This is a genomic window from Streptomyces muensis (genome assembly GCF_021474425.1).
GTDB classification, from domain to species: Bacteria; Actinomycetota; Actinomycetes; order Streptomycetales; family Streptomycetaceae; genus Streptomyces; species Streptomyces muensis.
Genome location: NZ_JAKEIP010000018.1, coordinates 24,889 through 41,834 on the forward strand (window position 1 = coordinate 24,889; position 16,946 = coordinate 41,834).

At 70.7% G+C, this 16,946-nt stretch carries 14 protein-coding genes; 13 read left to right on the forward strand and 1 reads right to left on the reverse strand.

The window, feature by feature from the left end; translation table 11 throughout:
• The first annotated feature begins 108 nt into the window (after positions 1-108).
• A complete protein-coding gene (gene tuf / locus L0P92_RS07530) occupies positions 109-1,302 on the forward strand; it encodes an elongation factor Tu (protein WP_030860906.1) in 1,194 nt (397 codons plus the stop codon).
• Between the two features lie 96 nt (positions 1,303-1,398).
• On the opposite strand, the gene L0P92_RS07535 is transcribed toward tuf, so the two are convergent.
• A complete protein-coding gene (locus L0P92_RS07535; protein WP_234761733.1) occupies positions 1,399-1,767 on the reverse strand; it encodes a hypothetical protein in 369 nt (122 codons plus the stop codon).
• 550 nt (positions 1,768-2,317) lie between these two features.
• On the opposite strand from L0P92_RS07535, the gene L0P92_RS07540 reads away from it, so the two are divergent.
• From L0P92_RS07540 to L0P92_RS07595, 12 genes are all read left to right on the forward strand, one after another.
• Positions 2,318-3,727, forward strand: coding sequence for an exopolysaccharide biosynthesis polyprenyl glycosylphosphotransferase (locus L0P92_RS07540; protein WP_234761734.1), 1,410 nt, complete (start codon positions 2,318-2,320; stop codon positions 3,725-3,727).
• Between the two features lie 75 nt (positions 3,728-3,802).
• Positions 3,803-4,390, forward strand: coding sequence for an LbetaH domain-containing protein (locus L0P92_RS07545; protein ID WP_234761735.1), 588 nt, complete (start codon positions 3,803-3,805; stop codon positions 4,388-4,390).
• Positions 4,387-5,502: a glycosyltransferase gene (locus tag L0P92_RS07550; protein WP_234761736.1), complete on the forward strand. Its 1,116-nt coding sequence runs from the start codon at positions 4,387-4,389 to the stop codon at positions 5,500-5,502. Before L0P92_RS07545 ends, L0P92_RS07550 begins: the two co-directional genes overlap by 4 nt.
• A 220-nt stretch (positions 5,503-5,722) precedes the next feature.
• Positions 5,723-6,424, forward strand: a complete 702-nt coding sequence (locus tag L0P92_RS07555; RefSeq protein ID WP_234761737.1) for a CDP-alcohol phosphatidyltransferase family protein — start codon at positions 5,723-5,725, stop codon at positions 6,422-6,424.
• Positions 6,425-6,543: 119 nt separating this feature from the next.
• Positions 6,544-7,524 (forward strand): NAD-dependent epimerase/dehydratase family protein, encoded by a 981-nt coding sequence (locus tag L0P92_RS07560; protein ID WP_234761738.1) that lies wholly within the window; start codon positions 6,544-6,546, stop codon positions 7,522-7,524.
• Positions 7,525-7,554: 30 nt separating this feature from the next.
• Positions 7,555-8,760 carry a glycosyltransferase family 4 protein gene (locus tag L0P92_RS07565; protein ID WP_234761739.1) on the forward strand — a complete coding sequence of 402 codons (1,206 nt, stop codon included), beginning with the start codon at positions 7,555-7,557 and terminating at the stop codon, positions 8,758-8,760.
• A gap of 155 nt (positions 8,761-8,915) precedes the next feature.
• Positions 8,916-10,349: a hypothetical protein gene (locus L0P92_RS07570; RefSeq protein ID WP_234761740.1), complete on the forward strand. Its 1,434-nt coding sequence runs from the start codon at positions 8,916-8,918 to the stop codon at positions 10,347-10,349.
• Positions 10,346-11,965 carry a hypothetical protein gene (locus tag L0P92_RS45425; protein WP_234761741.1) on the forward strand — a complete coding sequence of 540 codons (1,620 nt, stop codon included), beginning with the start codon at positions 10,346-10,348 and terminating at the stop codon, positions 11,963-11,965. The genes L0P92_RS07570 and L0P92_RS45425 overlap by 4 nt, the downstream gene beginning before the upstream one ends.
• Complete coding sequence (locus L0P92_RS45430; RefSeq protein WP_234761742.1) at positions 11,962-13,506, forward strand: oligosaccharide flippase family protein; 1,545 nt, start codon at positions 11,962-11,964, stop codon at positions 13,504-13,506. The genes L0P92_RS45425 and L0P92_RS45430 overlap by 4 nt, the downstream gene beginning before the upstream one ends.
• A gap of 83 nt (positions 13,507-13,589) precedes the next feature.
• Positions 13,590-15,137, forward strand: a complete 1,548-nt coding sequence (locus L0P92_RS07585) for a PQQ-binding-like beta-propeller repeat protein (protein ID WP_234761743.1) — start codon at positions 13,590-13,592, stop codon at positions 15,135-15,137.
• Positions 15,138-15,153: 16 nt separating this feature from the next.
• Positions 15,154-15,639, forward strand: coding sequence for an FAD synthase family protein (locus L0P92_RS07590; protein ID WP_372497213.1), 486 nt, complete (start codon positions 15,154-15,156; stop codon positions 15,637-15,639).
• Between the two features lie 142 nt (positions 15,640-15,781).
• Positions 15,782-16,885 (forward strand): PQQ-dependent sugar dehydrogenase, encoded by a 1,104-nt coding sequence (locus tag L0P92_RS07595; RefSeq protein ID WP_234761745.1) that lies wholly within the window; start codon positions 15,782-15,784, stop codon positions 16,883-16,885.
• Positions 16,886-16,946: the final 61 nt, after the last annotated feature.

Sequence of the window (16,946 nt, forward strand, 5' to 3'; positions counted from 1 at the left end):
GCAAACACCCGCAAACACGGATGTTTGCCCCGGGGCCCGGGCTTTCCAGCAAAGATCACCTGGCGCCGATGAAGCAAGGCGTTCAGAACCACTCCACAGGAGGACCCCGTGGCGAAGGCGAAGTTCGAGCGGACTAAGCCCCACGTCAACATCGGCACCATCGGTCACATCGACCACGGTAAGACGACCCTCACGGCCGCCATTACCAAGGTGCTGCACGACGCGTACCCGGACCTGAACGAGGCCTCGGCCTTCGACCAGATCGACAAGGCTCCCGAGGAGCGCCAGCGCGGTATCACCATCTCCATCGCGCACGTCGAGTACCAGACCGAGACGCGTCACTACGCCCACGTCGACTGCCCCGGTCACGCGGACTACATCAAGAACATGATCACCGGTGCCGCTCAGATGGACGGCGCCATCCTCGTGGTCGCCGCCACCGACGGCCCGATGCCGCAGACCAAGGAGCACGTGCTCCTGGCCCGCCAGGTCGGCGTTCCGTACATCGTCGTCGCCCTGAACAAGGCCGACATGGTGGACGACGAGGAGATCCTGGAGCTCGTCGAGCTCGAGGTCCGTGAGCTGCTCTCCGAGTACGAGTTCCCGGGCGACGACGTTCCGGTCGTCAAGGTCTCGGCGCTCAAGGCGCTCGAGGGCGACAAGGAGTGGGGCCAGTCGGTCCTGGACCTGATGGCCGCCGTCGACGAGGCGATCCCGCAGCCCGAGCGTGACGTCGACAAGCCGTTCCTGATGCCGATCGAGGACGTCTTCACGATCACCGGTCGTGGCACCGTCGTCACCGGTCGTATCGAGCGTGGTGTCCTGAAGGTCAACGAGACCGTCGACATCATCGGTATCAAGACCGAGAAGACCACCACCACGGTCACCGGCATCGAGATGTTCCGCAAGCTGCTCGACGAGGGCCAGGCCGGTGAGAACGTCGGTCTGCTGCTCCGTGGCATCAAGCGCGAGGACGTCGAGCGCGGCCAGGTCATCATCAAGCCGGGCTCGGTCACCCCGCACACCGAGTTCGAGGCGCAGGCCTACATCCTGTCCAAGGACGAGGGTGGCCGCCACACGCCGTTCTTCAACAACTACCGTCCGCAGTTCTACTTCCGTACGACGGACGTGACCGGCGTGGTGACCCTCCCCGAGGGCACCGAGATGGTCATGCCGGGTGACAACACCGAGATGAAGGTGGAGCTCATCCAGCCCGTCGCCATGGAAGAGGGCCTGAAGTTCGCCATCCGTGAGGGTGGCCGGACCGTGGGCGCCGGCCAGGTCACCAAGATCAACAAGTGACGCTTGTCGATCTGACCTGGTAGCTCCAGCGAGCTCCTGAAGGGGCCCGTACGACTTCGGTCGTACGGGCCCCTTTGCCGTCTCGGGAGTCGTCCGTCAGGTCTGGGCGCCGTCCTCGACCATGCAGAAGGCGACGTGGCTGATGCCTGTGTAGGCAGTGCCGTTGGGGTTGAGCTGGGCGTGGAGTGTTTCGTCGGCCTCTACCTGGCCGGCCGGGGTGGTCCTGTAGTCATAGAGGTTGGCACCAGTGGTCGGATCGTTGGCGGGGCCACCCTTGACGATGACCGCGGCAACGGCGAAGGGACCGGTGACGCTGAAGTCGAACCTCAACGGTTCGCCTTCCATGTTGGTGGACGTGACGTCGATGATGACCGAACCCTGCTGCCCGTTGACCGTGAACGCGAGCGTCTCATCGGTGGGCTCGTTCTCTGTGTCGGCCTCGTGGACGAAGTCCAGCTCCGGCACGATGTCGTCACAGTTCGGGTTGTTCCCGACCTCTCTGGGTGCCACCTCGGCATCGAACTGCTCGCCCGGGTCCGCCGCCGCGGGGCCCGCCCCAAGGGCGACCGCCAGTGCCGTCGTCAGGCCGAGGCCGACGCAGCGTGCTCCCCATCTCGCTCGGGTTGATCGTGTCGTTACTCGCACGAAGAGTGCTCCTTCTTGCTCTGGGTGTGCAGGGTTCGCCCGGGCTGAGTCGCATCCACCGCCGGGCGTCTGATCATTTGCACAATCCGATGAACGCCACTCCCCGGACCGGATCTGCCTAGGCCGTCCGGGGTGGAGAGCACCGGAAAGGCTGAGCGTCGAGGGGGCGCGCCACGCCTGACGGTACGTCATGGAAATAGGACATACATTTAAAAAAGGTTGATATAACCCTCATGGGGCGTGCGCTGGTCCTCCGATGCGGCGGCGCCCCATGTCTTCGCCGAGGGCCGGGGTCACAGGGAGAACCATGCGGCAGTCCACCAGCACGGTGTCAGGGCGGGCAGTTCCCCTCACGCCGCACCGGCCGGCCATGCGCAGAAGCCCGGCGGACGGGTCGTACGTACCGGTCGCGGTCGGCGCCGACGCGGCGGGGATGGCGCTGCCGACCGCGTTGACCCTCTCGGTGATCGGCGCGGCCCACCCCGTGCACCAGACCGCGGCCATCACGCTCGTCTGGCTGCTCGTCGGCCTCGCCGCCAGGCGCTACGCACCCTCGGCCTGGGACGAAGGCGCCCCGGCCGGACCGGTGGTACGGGACTGGCTGGTGCTGCTCGGCGTGCTGGCCGTGGTGCGGACGGTGTCCGGACTCGAGGGCGCGCCCGCGGCGGAGCTAGCCGCGCTGTGCCCGTCGTTGGCGGTCACCGTGGTCTGCCGCAAGGTGATCCACCGCCGCGTCCTGGCCGTACGCCGACGGGCCGAAGGGCTGCGCCGTGTCCTGGTCCTCGGTGAGGCCGGGGCCGTGGACGCCGTGGTCGGGCAGCTCGCCGAGCGTACGGACCACGGGTATGTGGTGGTCGGGGCCTGTGTGCTGGGCGAGGGCGAGGTGTTGTCCGGGGTGCCCGTGCCCGCCCGGCTGCCCGGCGACGCGCCGCCCGCTTCGGACGAGGACGCCGCGCCGGTGGCGGACGCGGCCGAACTGCTCGGCGCCGACCTGGTCTTCGTCACCGCGGGCCGGCACATGTGCGGGGACCGGCTGCGGCGGCTGTCCTGGGCCCTGCACGACCGGGGCCATCGCCTGATGGTGCTGCCCGGCATCGTCGAAGTGGCCCGGCGACGGGTCCGTATCGCCTCGGCGGCCGGGCTCACGCTGCTGGACGTCTCACCGCCGACGCGCCGTGGCCTGCCGACGCTGCTGAAGGCGGCCACGGACCGGGTGGGCTCGCTCGTCCTGCTCGTGGTGCTGGCCCCGCTGTTCGCCCTGCTGGCGCTCGCCGTGCGGCTGAGTTCGCCGGGGCCGGTCATCTACCGCCAGACCCGTGTGGGCCGCGACGGGACGCCGTTCCCCATGTGGAAGTTCCGGACCATGGTCGTGGACGCGGACCGGATGAAGGGCGAACTGGCGGGGGCGAACGAACACGACGGCCATATGTTCAAGCTGCGCCGGGACCCGCGGGTCACCTCCGCCGGGCGCTTCCTGCGCCGCTACTCGCTGGACGAGCTGCCCCAGTTGGCCAACGTCCTGCTCGGCCACATGTCGCTGGTGGGGCCCCGCCCCCCGCTGCCCGAGGAAGTCGCCCGCTACGACCAGGTGGAGATGCGCCGACTGAGCGTCAAACCCGGCCTCACGGGCCTGTGGCAGGTCAGCGGCAGATCCGATCTGTCCTGGCACGAGACCGTCTCGCTCGATCTGCGCTACGTCGACAACTGGTCGTGGGCCTGGGACATGACGGTCATGGCCCGCACCGTCCGGGCCGTGCTGGACGGGCGTGGGGCCTACTGAGGCCGACGTGCCGCCCCGACCTCCTCGCCATGTGCGTGCCTTCGCGTATCTCCCAGTCCGGAAAGGCCTACCCTCATGCCAGAGACCGCAGTGCCGCCTGACGCGGGCACCCGCACCGGCCCGAGCGCCCCGAGAACCGTCGCGGCACGTTCCCTGAGGGGCTTCACCGGGGCCGGCTACGACAAGGGACGTCCTCTGCTCGTCCAGGCGGCCTGGTTCGCCGTACTGCACCTCGTGTTCGTCAAGTGGTGGTTCCCGGCTCGCTGGCGGCCGGCGGTGCTGCGGGCCTTCGGTGCGCGGATCGGGCGGCGGGTGCTGATCCGGCACGGGGTCCGGGTGCACTGGCCCTGGCGGCTGTCCGTCGGCGACGACGTGTGGATCGGCGAGGGCGCCTGGCTGCTGAACCTGCGGGAGATCACGATCGGGCACGACGTGTGCGTCTCGCAGGGGGCGCTGCTGTGCACGGGGAGCCATCAACGCCGTAGCCGCACCTTCGAGTTCGACAACGGGCCCATCCGTTTGGAGCCCGGGGCGTGGGTGGCGGCGCGGGCGGTCGTGCTGCGCGGGGTGACCGTCGGCCGTGGCGCGGTGGTGGGCGCGTGCGCGGTCGCCCACCGCGACCTCGGTCCTGGCGAGGTCCTCACCCGTGGGGGTGCGGCATGAGGGTGGTCCATGTCGTGACGCTGGTCAGCGACGACGGGGCGTACGGCGGTCCCACGAGCGTGGCCGCCGGGCAGCTGGAGGAATGCGCCGCACGAGGCCATGAGGTGTCGCTGGTGTCCCTGTGGCGCGGCAGGTCGGCGGCGCCCGCGCGCCTCGGCTCGGTGCCGCTGCGCACCCGTCCGGCCCGCTCCGTGTTGCCGGGGCGCTTCACCGGGCTCATGCATCCGCTGCTGGTCAGGGACATGTGGGTCGCGATGGGCAGGGCCGATGTGGTCCATGTCCACGCGGGGCGCGACCTGGTCTCCGTCGCCGCGCTCGCCGTGGCCGCGCTGCGCCGCAAGAGGTTCGTGGCGCAGACGCACGGCATGGTGCAGCCTCGCCGGGCGGCCGCCGTCCGGCTGTTCGACCGTCTGTACGTGCCGCTGCTGCGCCGGGCGCGTGGCTGTCTGGTGCTCACCGAGCAGGAACGCCGGGACGTGGCCGAGGTGGTCGGTGCCGGCGGTCCGCCGCTGATGACGCTGCCCAACGGGGTGCGACCCGAGCGTGCCGACGGCGCCGGCGAGGGCGGGCGGCGCGACCGGGAGGTGCTGTTCCTCGCCCGGCTGCATCCGCGCAAGCGCCCGGACGCGTTCGTCGAGATGGCCGCGCTGGTGCACCGCAGGATGCCCGACGCCCGGTTCACCCTCTACGGGGCGGACGAGGGGGTGCTGCCCGCGGTGCGCCGGCTGATCGCCGCCCACGGGCTTCAGGGCATCGTCTCCTACGGCGGGGCGCTGGAGCACGCGCAGGCGGTACGGGCGTACCGGCGGGCGGCGGTCTATGTGCTGCCCAGCGTGGACGAACCGTTCGGGATGACGGTGATCGAGGCGCTCTCGGCGGGCACCCCCGTGGTGTGCACCGACACCTGCGGCATCGCCGACGAGCTGGCCCGGCGGGAGGCGGCGGTGGTCACCGACGGCAGTCCCGCGGAGCTGGCCGACGCGGTGTGCGGCCTGCTCGCCGACGACGCCAGGCGGGCGGCCCTGGCCGAGGCGGGGCGGCGCGCCGTCGCGGAGGCGTTCTCCGTGCACGCGGTGACGGACCGGCTGGAGGCGATCTATCGGGGCCTGTGACCGAAGACCGCCGCAAGGAGCTTGCGGCCGTTCGGATGGACAACGTGACCGCCCCGCTGGCCGGATCGGGTGAAGTGCGCCGAGGCGCCTACCTTCTGGCCATGGGTTCCCTTCTCGGACGGCCGTCCGTGGTCCGCCGCCACGTCATCCGCGGAGGGGCCCCGGCGAGAGCCTTCGGCACGTGGTGATCCGTCCGCCCGTTCACGCACGAGGTCAGGGAATGGACTTTTCCAGCACGCTCCGGCAGCTCTCGAAGGCGCAGAAACCCGCTCGGGGGGTTTCCCTCTACGCACGGTTCGTCAACCGGCCGGCCGGCCGGCTGCTCGCGGCCGCGGCGTACCGCATCGGGCTCTCGCCCAACCATGTGACGGCCGTCAGCGCCCTGATCACCTTCACGGGCGTGTTCGCGACGGCGCTGCTCCCGCCCTCCCACGCGCTGGGCCAGTGGGTCGCGCTCGCGCTGCTGCTCGGCTTCGCACTCGATTCCGCGGACGGTCAACTGGCCCGGCTGCACCGGTCGTCCAGCGCCTGCGGGGAGTGGCTGGACCATGTGGTGGACTGCGCGAAACTCCTGGCCGTGCATGCGGCGGTGCTGATCTCCTTCTACCGCTTCTTCGAACTGCCGCGTCCCGCGCTGCTGCTGCCGATCGTCTTCCAGTGCGCCGCGGTCCTGCTGTTCTTCGGAGGGATTCTCACCGAACAGCTGAGACGGCGAAGTCAGGACCCGGCCACCGGACCGGTGCCCGGGCCGTCCACGGTGCGGGCGGTGGCACTGCTGCCCGTGGACTACGGCCTGCTCTGCCTGAGCTTCCTCTTCCTCGGGAACCAGAGGCTGTTCCTCGCGGTGTACGTCGTGCTGCTCGCGGCGCATGTGGTGCTGCTGCCGGTGTTCCTCGCCAAGTGGCTGCGGGAGCTGGCCTGACGCGGAGCCGGACGGAGGCATCCGGGGTCTGGGATGCGGAAACGCGCGGCAATTCACATGAAAAGGTGCAAAAGGTAGCTAACCTTCCAGCGGATTCCGGCTTTCCAGAAGGAGCTGCCATGAGCAAGCAGGTGGACGTCGTTGTCGCGGGAGGCGGGGGATTCATCGGTGGGCACCTCGCGGCCGACCTCCTGGCGCAGGGGCTGACCGTCCGGTGCGTCGACATCAAGCCGCGGCACGAGTGGCAGCAGGTGCACGCCGCCGCCGAGAACGTCGTCGCCGACCTGTCCCTCCTGGACGACGCCCGCGCCGCGGTCCGCGACGCCGGCCAGGTCTACATGCTCGCCGCCGACATGGGCGGCATGGGATTCATCGAGAACCACAAGGCCGCCTGCATGATGTCGGTGCTGACCAGCACCCACATGCTCAAGGCCGCGCACGAGGCCGGCGTGGAACGCTACTTCTACTCCTCGTCCGCCTGTGTGTACGCCGCCGGCAAGCAGACCGCCTCGAACGTCACCGCGCTGAAGGAGGAGGACGCCTACCCGGCGCAGCCCGAGGACGGCTACGGCTGGGAGAAGCTGTTCTCCGAGCGCATGTGCCGCCACTTCGAGGAGGACTACGGCTTCACCTGCCGTATCGCGCGCTACCACAACGTGTACGGCCCCGCGGGCACCTGGACCGGAGGCCGCGAGAAGGCACCGGCGGCCGTGTGCCGCAAGATCGCCGAAGCCGTCCTCTCCGGGTCGCACCGGATCGACATCTGGGGCGACGGCCGGCAGACCCGCTCCTTCATGTACATCGACGACTGCCTGCACGGCACACAGATGCTGATGCGCGGCAGCAGCAGTGTCCCCGTCAACATCGGCTCGTCCGAGCTGGTCACCATCAACCAACTGGTCGACACCGTCGAGGAGATCGCGGGCATCCGCTGCGAGCGCAAGTACCAGCTGGACGCCCCGCAGGGCGTGCGCGGCCGCAACTCCGACAACACCCTGATCCGCGAACTCCACGGCTGGGAGCCCTCGATCCCGCTGGCCGAAGGGCTGGAGAAGACCTACGCCTGGGTCTACGACCAGGTCAAGCGCGCCCGCTCCTGACCCCTCGAACGCCGGCCGGGAGAGCAGCCGATGAGGATCCTCGTCCACGACTACAGCGGACACCCCTTCCAGGCCCAGCTCTCCCGTGAGCTGGCCCGGCGCGGCCATGACGTCGTGCACTCGACCTGCCCGGCCTATGTCTCCGGGAAGGGCAACCTCGCCGAGGACCCGGTCGCCGGCCTGCGCTTCGTCACCATCGGCGACCGCGTCGTCCTCGACAAGGGCGCCTACGTCCGACGCCTCTTCCAGGAGACCCGGCTGGGCGTGGAACTGGCCCGGCAGGTACGGCGCGAGAAGCCGGACGTGGCGATGCTGGGGAACCTGCCGATCCCGACCCTGGCCGTGGCCGCGGCGGCACTGAGGGCGCTGCGCATCCCCTGGGTGCTGTGGCACCAGGACATCACCGCCGTCGCCCTCAAGAGCTTCGCCGCCGCCGGGGTGTCCAGGCTGATGGGCGTCGCCGCCAGGGTCTTCGAGCGGGGCGAGAAGTGGGCGGCGCGCCGGGCCTCGGCGATCGTGGTGATCGCCGACTCCTTCGTGCGGGTCCATCGGGAGTGGGGCACCGCCGACAAGGTCACCGTCATCCCCAACTGGGCGCCGCTGGACGAGATCCTGCCCGTGCCACGCGCCAACGCCTGGTCCCGGGAACACGGCCTCACCGGTGTCAGGACCGTGCTCTACTCCGGCACCCTCGGCCTCAAGCACCACCCCGCCCTGCTGGTGCGGCTGGCCGAGACGCTGCGCGAGCAGGGCGAACGGGTCCGTCTCGTCGTCGTCAACGACGGCCCCGCCGTGCCGGTCCTCAAGGAGGCCGCCGCCGCCCGGGGCGTCGGTCTGACCCTGCTGCCCTTCCAGCCCTACGACCGGCTGCCCGAGGTACTGGGCAGCGGCGATGTGCTGGTCGTGCTGCTGGCGGCGGACGCCGGTGAGTTCTCGGTGCCCTCCAAGACGCTGTCCTACCTGTGCGCCGGACGCCCCGTACTGGGTCTGATGCCGGCGGACAACCTGGCGGCGGAGCTGCTCCGCCAGGCCGGCTCGGCGGTGTTCGCCCCGGAGGAGGCCTCGCTGCCGGACGCGGCCACATGGGTCCGCGAGGTCCTGGACGACCCGGCACGCGCGGAGGCGCTGGGCAAGGAGAGCCGGGCGCTGGCCGAGCGGGAGTTCGCTCTCGAAGGGTGTGCCTCGCGATTCGAGGAAATTCTGCGAGCGGTACGCCGCCGCACCGACGGCAAGTGATTATTGTGAATTCATAGCAATTTACGTCAAGTGAAAACACCCTCTGAAATGCGGGAGATCGGCCCGGCCTACAGGTTATAAATCTACTGGCGCCGATTTGTTCCGTTTGCCCGCTCAATCGGGGGTGCAGAGTGCGAGGCAGTAAAAAGCGTTGCGTGGCAGCGGTGTGCTGCTGGGCCCTCCTTTTCATCGCCTTTCTGCCCGCACTCATCCTCCAGGACGCCGACGCACGGTTCGGGGCGGCACTCGTGGCGCAGTGCGTCGTCGTGGCGCACAGCGGCGGGGCGCTCACCAGGGTGCTCACCGATACCTCGGTGCGTCTCGTCGCCCTCGGATTCTGGCTCTTCGTCTACGTGTGGCTCGGCCTGGCCCCGCTCGCGATGCTCGCCACCGACTCCTACCCGCTGGAATACCGCACCGGAGAGTCGACCGCCTTCGCCGCCGCCGTACTGACCGAACTAGGGCTCCTCGCCTACAGCGCGGGCGTGGCACTGGCCGCCGCACGCAAGAACGCCGGCTCGGCCGTGCTCGAACCCCTGCTGTCCCGCACGCTCGCCCCGCTGCCCGTGCTCCTGCTGTGCGGCCTGTCGCTCGCGCTCGCGGTCGTGCTGATCCCCGGGCAGGAAGGGGGCGTGCAGGCCTTCTTCACCAGCAGGCAGGCGCTGCGGCAGTCGGGCGCCGACCCGGATCTCACGCACGCGCTGCGCGTCTGGGCCCTCGCCGTCCCCGCCTTCTGGGCCGCGGTGGGCCTCGTCCACCTGCCCCGCCTGCCCGGCGGGGACCGGCTGCTGCGCGCGATCCGCCTGCTGCTGCTCCCCCTCCTCCTCGCGCTCAACGTCCTCGTCAACAACCCGATCAGCAGGCCGCGCTTCTGGGCCGGCACCGTCCTGCTGGTGCTGCTCTTCTCCTGGCGCCGGTTCAGCACCCCCCGGGCCTTTCGCGTCACCGCGGTGGCACTCACGACGGTGGTGCTTTTTGCTTTTCCGTACAGCGACTACTTCCGTTACGACGAACGCGAAGTCGTGCACGTCGTGGCGCTCGCCGAGCAGTTCAGCTCCAACATGGATTACGACGCCTTTCAGCAAATGCAGACGGGCATCGACTACGTACGGGAAAACGGATTCTCACCGTCGGCCGTGCTGGGCCCGGTCCTCTTCATGGTGCCCCGCTCGGTATGGCCCGACAAACCCCAGACGACGGGTATCGAACTCGCCCAGTACGCGGGCTACGACTTCCACAACCTCTCCGCGCCGCTGTGGATCGAGAGCTATCTGTGGGGCGGCGCTCCCTGTGTCGTCGCCGTGTTCTGTCTGCTGGGCGCGGCCGGACGGCGGATGGACGACATCAGGGCCCGGCTGTGGGACCGGCAGGGCACGCTGGCGGCGCTCCTGGTCCCCGCCTTCGCCTTCTACCAGCTGATCTTCCTGCGCGGCAGCCTCATGGCGATCGTCGGCCCGATGCTGCTGCTCCTGACCGTTCCGCTCCTCATCACCACCCGCGCCGCCCGGCCATCCCGGCTCCCGTCACCGGTGCGGACGCCCGCGACCACGGGCCCCGCGCCCATCCCCGGACACAGGAGGCATCCGTGACCAGCCCCGCCGGCTTCGACGACCGGTACGACGACCCCGACCAGCTGCGCGACCAGGTCCGCCTGCTGCTGAGGTACCGCGCGACCATCGCGCTGGGCGTGGTCCTCGGCCTGCTCGGCGGACTCGTCCTGGTTCTGCTGCGCGCGGGCGCCTACACCTCCACCAGCGAGGTGCTCGTCCGGTCGAGAACGGACCCCTTCAGCACCTTCGGGGTGGCCGCCGACAACCAGGTGAGCATGGGCACGGAACTCCAGATCGCGCTCAGCGCGACCGTCGCGGCCCGCGCGGCGACGGCCCTGCGGCAGCCCTCAGACGCCGACGCGCTGCTGACGGACCTGCGGGTGACCAACCCCCGGGACACCCAGGTGCTCCGGTTCGAGTACACGGGCGGCACCCCGACGCGTGCGGCCCGCGTGACCAACGCGTTCGCGCAGGCCTACCTAGCCGACCGCCAGGACCGCTCCAAGGCCATGGTCACGCGCATGACCACCGGCCTGGAAGCGCAGATCACCGCGCTCACCAAGCGGGTCATGGCGATGAAGTCCGGCGGGTCCTCCGCCGGCACCGCGGGCATGCAGCAACAGATCGGCATCCTGCAGAAGCGGGTCTCGGACATCAGGACCTACGACACCTCCGGCGGCGACGTCGTCCGCCGCGCCGAGCCGCCGACCCGACCCTCGGGGCCCGCCCCCGCATGGCTCGTCGCGTTCGGCCTGATCGCCGGTCTGCTCCTGGGTGTCGTCCTGGCCTGGCTGCGCTCCGCGCTGGAGCCGCGGGCACGCTCGGTCGGCGAGGTCCAAGGGGCGCTGCACGCCCCGGTCCTGGGCATCCTCCCGGCCCCAGACACCGACGGCGACCTGCTGGAGGTCGGCCGATCCGCGGGCAGCCGCGCGGAGGCGTACCGCGCCCTCGCCTTCCGGCTGCGCGGCGGCGACGACCGTACGCCCGTGGGCAGGCTCATGGTCGTGGCGCCGGCGGCGTCGAGGCGCGCCTCCGGCACGACGGAACGCGGAGCCGAGGCCGTCGCCGTGAACCTCGCCGCCGCCCTTGCCGAGTCCGGCGACGACGTACTGCTGGTGGACGCCACCGCGGCCGCGCCCGGCCTGCCGGCCCGGCTGCCGCTGACGACCGGGGACGCCGCGCCGACCGACGTCCCCGAGGGCGAAGTGGTCGTCGACGCGGGCACGGTCGGGAGGTTCACGCTCCGCCCGGACAGCCGCGGAGTCACCGACAGCCGTGCGGCCACCGACGGCCGCGGTGTCACCGGCGACGACAGGCCGACGCTCTTCCTCACCCCGTCGCTGCTGGAACACGCCGACGGTCAGGCGCTCGCCCGACGCGTGGACGGTGTGCTCGTGGTGGGCGCTCTGGGCGAGGTCCGACGGGACGACCTCAAGCGGGTGCGCGAGCTGATCAGCTGCGCCGGAGGGCACGTCGTCGGCGTGGCGCTGCACCACGTGACCCCGGTCGGCCCGCTCCGCCGGTTCGTCGACAGCGACCGGGTGCGCCGGGCCACCGGGCGGACCCCGGCCACCACCGCCTCCGGACCGGCCGACGACGTCGTGGCGCGGCCCGCCGCGCCCGCGCAGGACGACACGCTCAGCGTCTCCCGGTGAGCGCCTCCGGTACGGCCGCCACCGCCACCGGCGACAGGACCCCCCGGTCCGGGGTCGCCGCCACCGCACGGGGCGGATGGTGGGGCTTTCTGGGGGCGACGGTCAACGCGGTCTTCGGCTACGCCCTGGTCACCCTGGTCACCCGGGGGCTCGGGGCGTACGGGGCCGGAGCGGTGTTCACCGGCGTCGCGGCCTTCACCATCCTGTGCAACGCCTGCAAGCTCGGGGCCGACACCGGGCTGGTGCGCTTCGTCTCCGGCGACCTCGCCACCACCGGGGGCCGCGCGGTGGGGGCCCTGCTGCGCAGCGCGGTCCTGCCCGGTGCCGTCGCGAGCACGGCGGCCGCCGCGCTGCTGTTCCTGTCGCCCTGGACGGCCACCTCGCTGCTGCCGAACCTCGCCCCGGACGACGCGGTGACCCTGGTCCGGCTGTTCGCCGTGTTCCTGCCCCTGGCCACGGTCACCCTGATCCTGCTGGGCGCCACCCAGGGCTACGGCACCGTGATCCCGTTCGTCGGCGTCGAGCAGATCGGCAAACCGGTCCTGCGCGTGCTGATCGCCGTACCGGTCGTGCTGCTGGCCCCGGGCGTGCTGAGCCTGGCGGCCGCGTGGCTGGTGCCGACGGTGGCCGGCTTCGTCATCGCCTGTCTCGCCGTACGCGGTCGCCGCCGGACGAGTCCGCCCCGTCCGTCCGGAGCGGACACGGCCGCCGCCCGGCGGGGGTTCTGGGCCTTCGCCGGGCCGCGGGCGGTGTCCTCCGTCTTCGACATCAGCGCGGTCTGGGTGGGCGTCGTCCTGCTGTCCAGCCTGGCGACGAGCGAGGAGGCGGGCATCTACACCGCCGTCGGCCGCGTCGTCATCGCGGCGACGCTGCTCCAGCTCGCCATCCGGCTGGCCGTCGCTCCCGAGATCAGCCGTCTCCTCGCCGTCGGCGACCTGCCGCAGGCCTGCCATCTGCACCGGGTCTCGACACGCTGGATCGTGCTGTTCTCCTGGCCGCTGCTGGTCCTGCTCACGAGCTTCCCGGGCACCGTCCTGTCGTTGTTCGGGCCGGAGTTCGAGCAGGGGGCGGGCGCGCTGGTGGTGCTCTGTGTCGCCTCCGCGGTCAACGTGGGGGTGGGCAACGCCCAGACCGTGCTGCTCATGGCGGGCAAGAGCTCCTGGCATCTGGCGGTCACCGGCGTCGCCTTCACCGTGCAGCTGACGGTCGGCCTCCTCGCCGTGCCCCGGCTGGGCGTCCTCGGCGCCGCGCTGTCCTGGGGAGCGGCGACCGTCGTCGAGAACCTCGTCTCCGCGGCGCTGGTACGGCGGCATCCGGGGTTCACGATCATCGACCACGGCTACCTCGTCGCGACCGCGGCCGGCCTCGGCCTCACGGTGCCGCTGGTCCTTTCCGCACGGCTGCTGGCAGGTGACACGACCGTCGGACTGACCACCGCGGTCACCCTGGGAATCTTCGCATTCGGCATAAGTCTGTGGCGATTTCGCACACCTCTGGACATGCGCGAACTCGTCGGTGTGCTGCGCGAACGCGCCACATGAGGCCGTCTCCGAGCCGGGACCGCCCCGCCTTCTCCCCTTCTCCGCTCCTCACCACCCGTACTCGCTGCAACCCGGGAAGTTCCATGCGCCTGAGAAAAAGCACGAAGAGGGGGGCCACCACGGCTTCGGCTGTGGCCCTCCTCGCGGCCGCCTCGCTGATCACCGCCACGGCCACGGCCGCGGCAGCCGACGGCGACGAAAAGACCCTGACCGCCGACACGTTGGCGACCTGGCAGACCGACGGCATCGTCTGGTCGCTGGAGTACGCGAACGGGGTCGTGTACGTCGGCGGCACCTTCAACAAGGTGCGGCCCCCGGGCGCCAGGCCCGGCCAGCGGGAGGTCGCACGCAAGAACTTCGCCGCGTTCGACGCCCGCACCGGCCGGCTCCTGCCCTGTGCCCTGCCGTTCTCCGGCGCCGGGAACACCGTACGGGCGCTGAAGGCGTCGCCCGGCGACGAAGTGCTCTACGTCGGCGGCTCGTTCACCAGGGCCGGCAAGACCGGGGTGGCCAGCGCCGCCGCGCTCAACACGGGCAACTGCACGCTGCGCAAGGACTTCCGGCCCACCGTGTCGTCGTTCGTGCGGGCCATCGACGTCACGGACGGCGCGGTCTTCCTCGGCGGCGACTTCACGCTCGTCAACGGCCGGGAGCGGGAGCGCGTCGCCGCGCTCACCCCCGGCGGTGCGCTGCTGCCGTTCAAGGCGGAGATCGACGGTCCGGTACGGGCCCTGCTCGCCGCGCCCGAGTTCGGCAAGGTGATCGTCGGCGGCAACTTCAACATGGTCAACGGTGACCTGGAGCGGTCCCTCGTCGCCCTGCGGCCCGTCACCGGCAAGACCGTGGTCTCCTACCCGGGCTGGCTGCCGTCCAGGTCCTCCGTGCAGGCGCTGACACGCGACGCGACCAACTTCTATGTCGCGGCCGAGGGCAGGGGCACCGGCATCTTCGACGGCCGTATCGCCGGCCGTCTCGGCAGCGGCGAGATGGTGTGGAAGGACACCTGCCTGGGCGCCACCCAGGCCGTCGCCGTGCACAACGGCGTCCTCTACAGCGGCTCCCACGCCCACAACTGCCGGGACACTCCGGGAGGTTTCGACGAGGGCCACTTCCGCCAGCACTTCCTCGCCCAGTCGGTCCGCGACCGGCACATCCTGCACTGGTTCCCCGACACGGACGGCGGGACCGGCGAGGGCAACGGCCCTCGGGCGCTGAAGATGGCCGGGCAAATCCTCTGGGCGGGCGGCGAGTTCACCGAGGTCAACGGCAGACGGCAGCAGAGCCTGACCCGCTTCACGCCCGGGCCCGACCGCGGCGCCCCGCAGGAGCCGCCCCGGCTCAAGGCCTCGGCCTCGCGCACCGGCCGGGTCACGCTCAGCTGGCGTTCCGCATGGGACCGGGACGACGCGGTGCTGAAGTACCGGATCTACCGGGACGGCAAGCTCGTGGCCTCGCCGACGGGCCGGTCCAAGGAGTGGAACCGCCCCGTCATGAAGTACACGGACACCGTCGCTCCCGGCTCCCGCCACAGCTACCGGATCGCCGTCACCGACGGCAGGAACACGGCACCCGCGTCGAAGGCGCTCGTGGTCACCGCGGCCGGCTCCGAGCGGACGAAGGCACAGCGCTGATGGGAGAACGTCGTTGATGGGAGAACGTCTCGGCTACGCGCCGGGGGTCTTCGACCTCTTCCACGTGGGCCATCTGAACATCCTGCGCCGGGCGCGCGACCACTGCGACCGTCTCGTCGCCGGCGTCTGCTCCGACGAACTGGTGGTCCACCTGAAAGGCCGCCCGCCCGTCGTACCGCTCGCCGAGCGACTCCAGATCGTCCGCAGCGTGCGCCATGTGGACGACGTCCACGTCGCGACCGTGCACGACAAGATCGAGATCTGGAAGGAGGTCGGCTTCGACGTCATCTTCAAGGGCGACGACTGGCTCGGCACGGACGTGTGGACCGCGCTCGAAGCCGAATTCGCCAGGGTGGGGGTGGAGGTCGTCTATTTCCCCTACACCGTGCACACCTCCAGCACCCTGCTGCGGGACGCGCTGCGCCTCCTCGGCGAGGAGAACCCCTCCGGGCCGCTCGCCGGCCGGCTCGCCGTACCCCGCCCGGGAGGAACGGAGAGCTGACGCGCGCCGGTGACCCAGGTGCTGGTGTGGCTGACGGGTCCGTCGAGGCCTCGGACCCCTCAGCCGTCCCTCCGTCGGCGAGCTCACCCTCGCAGCTCACTCCGTGTGGCGTCGAGGTGTACGTATTGTGAAGATTGCTTGCATGACAGACACAAGATCCCCAAAGCGGCATTCGTACCTCATGGGCACGGCGGCGATGGCCGCAGCGACGGTGCTGGCGGCGGGCCTTACCCAGCCGGTGGCCGCCGCCCCGAACGCCGCCGACGGCGGCGCGCCCGCCGGGGTCACGACCCTGTCGGCGGGATGGCAGACCCCGTGGGGCATCTCGTTCCTTCCGGACGGACGGTCGGCCCTGGTCACCGAGCGACTGACCTACCAGGTTCACCGACTCGACCGCGACGGCACCAAGAAGCGGGTCGGCGAAGTGCCGTACACGGTTCCCGGGCCGTCCGATCAGGGCTCCGGCGGACTGCTGGGCGTGGCCCCGTCACCGACCTGGGACGGCAAGAAGGACAAGCGGGTGTTCTTCATGCACACCACGAGGAACGAGACCCGGGTCGCCAGGATGGACTACGACGGCACGTCACTCAGGAACTACAAGCCGCTGGTCACCGGCATCCGGCGGGGCGGGGACCACAACGGCGGCAGGATCGCCTTCGGCCCCGACAAATACCTCTACGTCTCGACCGGCGACGCCCTGCAACGGAACCTCGCGCAGAACAAGAGCTCGCTGAACGGCAAGATCCTCCGGATCACGACGACCGGCGCGCCCGCCCCCGGCAACCCCTTCGGCAACCGCGTGTACAGCTACGGCCATCGCAATCCGCAAGGCCTGGCGTGGGACCGCGAGGGCCGACTCTGGTCGGCCGAGATCGGGCAGGAGGCCAAGGACGAGATCAACCTGATCAAGCGCGGAGCCAACTACGGCTGGCCCACCTGCGAGGGGCCGTGCGCCGTCAACGGCATGAGCAACCCCAAGGCCACCTTCACCCCGGACAAGGGCGTCCCCGCCCAGCTCGCCATCGTGCGCAACGTCCTTTACGTCTCCTCGCTGCGCGGCCAGCGGCTGTGGCGCGTCCCGATCATCGGGAGCAGCGAGCGCCTCGGCACGAAGACCGCCTTCTACCCCGGCAGATATGGCCGGCTGCGTGCCATCGCCAAGGTTCCCGGCGTGAACGAACTGTGGCTCGGCACCAGCGACCGGGGCAACGGCAGGAACCTGATCCTCCGCGTGCCCATCAAGTGACGCCGAGTCCAGGCCACTCGGGCCCGATCCGAGCCCGACAAACACCGACAGAAGGGACGTA

Bases quoted from the DNA above. Each gene is read 5' to 3' on its own strand.
- L0P92_RS07540 (WP_234761734.1), top strand. From the start codon at position 2,318: ATGCGCAGAAGCCCGGCGGACGGGTCGTACGTACCGGTCGCGGTCGGC.
- L0P92_RS07545 (WP_234761735.1), top strand. From the start codon at position 3,803: ATGCCAGAGACCGCAGTGCCGCCTGACGCGGGCACCCGCACCGGCCCG.
- L0P92_RS07550 (WP_234761736.1), top strand. From the start codon at position 4,387: ATGAGGGTGGTCCATGTCGTGACGCTGGTCAGCGACGACGGGGCGTAC.
- L0P92_RS07555 (WP_234761737.1), top strand. From the start codon at position 5,723: ATGGACTTTTCCAGCACGCTCCGGCAGCTCTCGAAGGCGCAGAAACCC.
- L0P92_RS07560 (WP_234761738.1), top strand. From the start codon at position 6,544: ATGAGCAAGCAGGTGGACGTCGTTGTCGCGGGAGGCGGGGGATTCATC.
- L0P92_RS07565 (WP_234761739.1), top strand. From the start codon at position 7,555: ATGAGGATCCTCGTCCACGACTACAGCGGACACCCCTTCCAGGCCCAG.
- L0P92_RS07585 (WP_234761743.1), top strand. From the start codon at position 13,590: ATGCGCCTGAGAAAAAGCACGAAGAGGGGGGCCACCACGGCTTCGGCT.
- L0P92_RS07590 (WP_372497213.1), top strand. From the start codon at position 15,154: ATGGGAGAACGTCTCGGCTACGCGCCGGGGGTCTTCGACCTCTTCCAC.
- L0P92_RS07595 (WP_234761745.1), top strand. From the start codon at position 15,782: ATGACAGACACAAGATCCCCAAAGCGGCATTCGTACCTCATGGGCACG.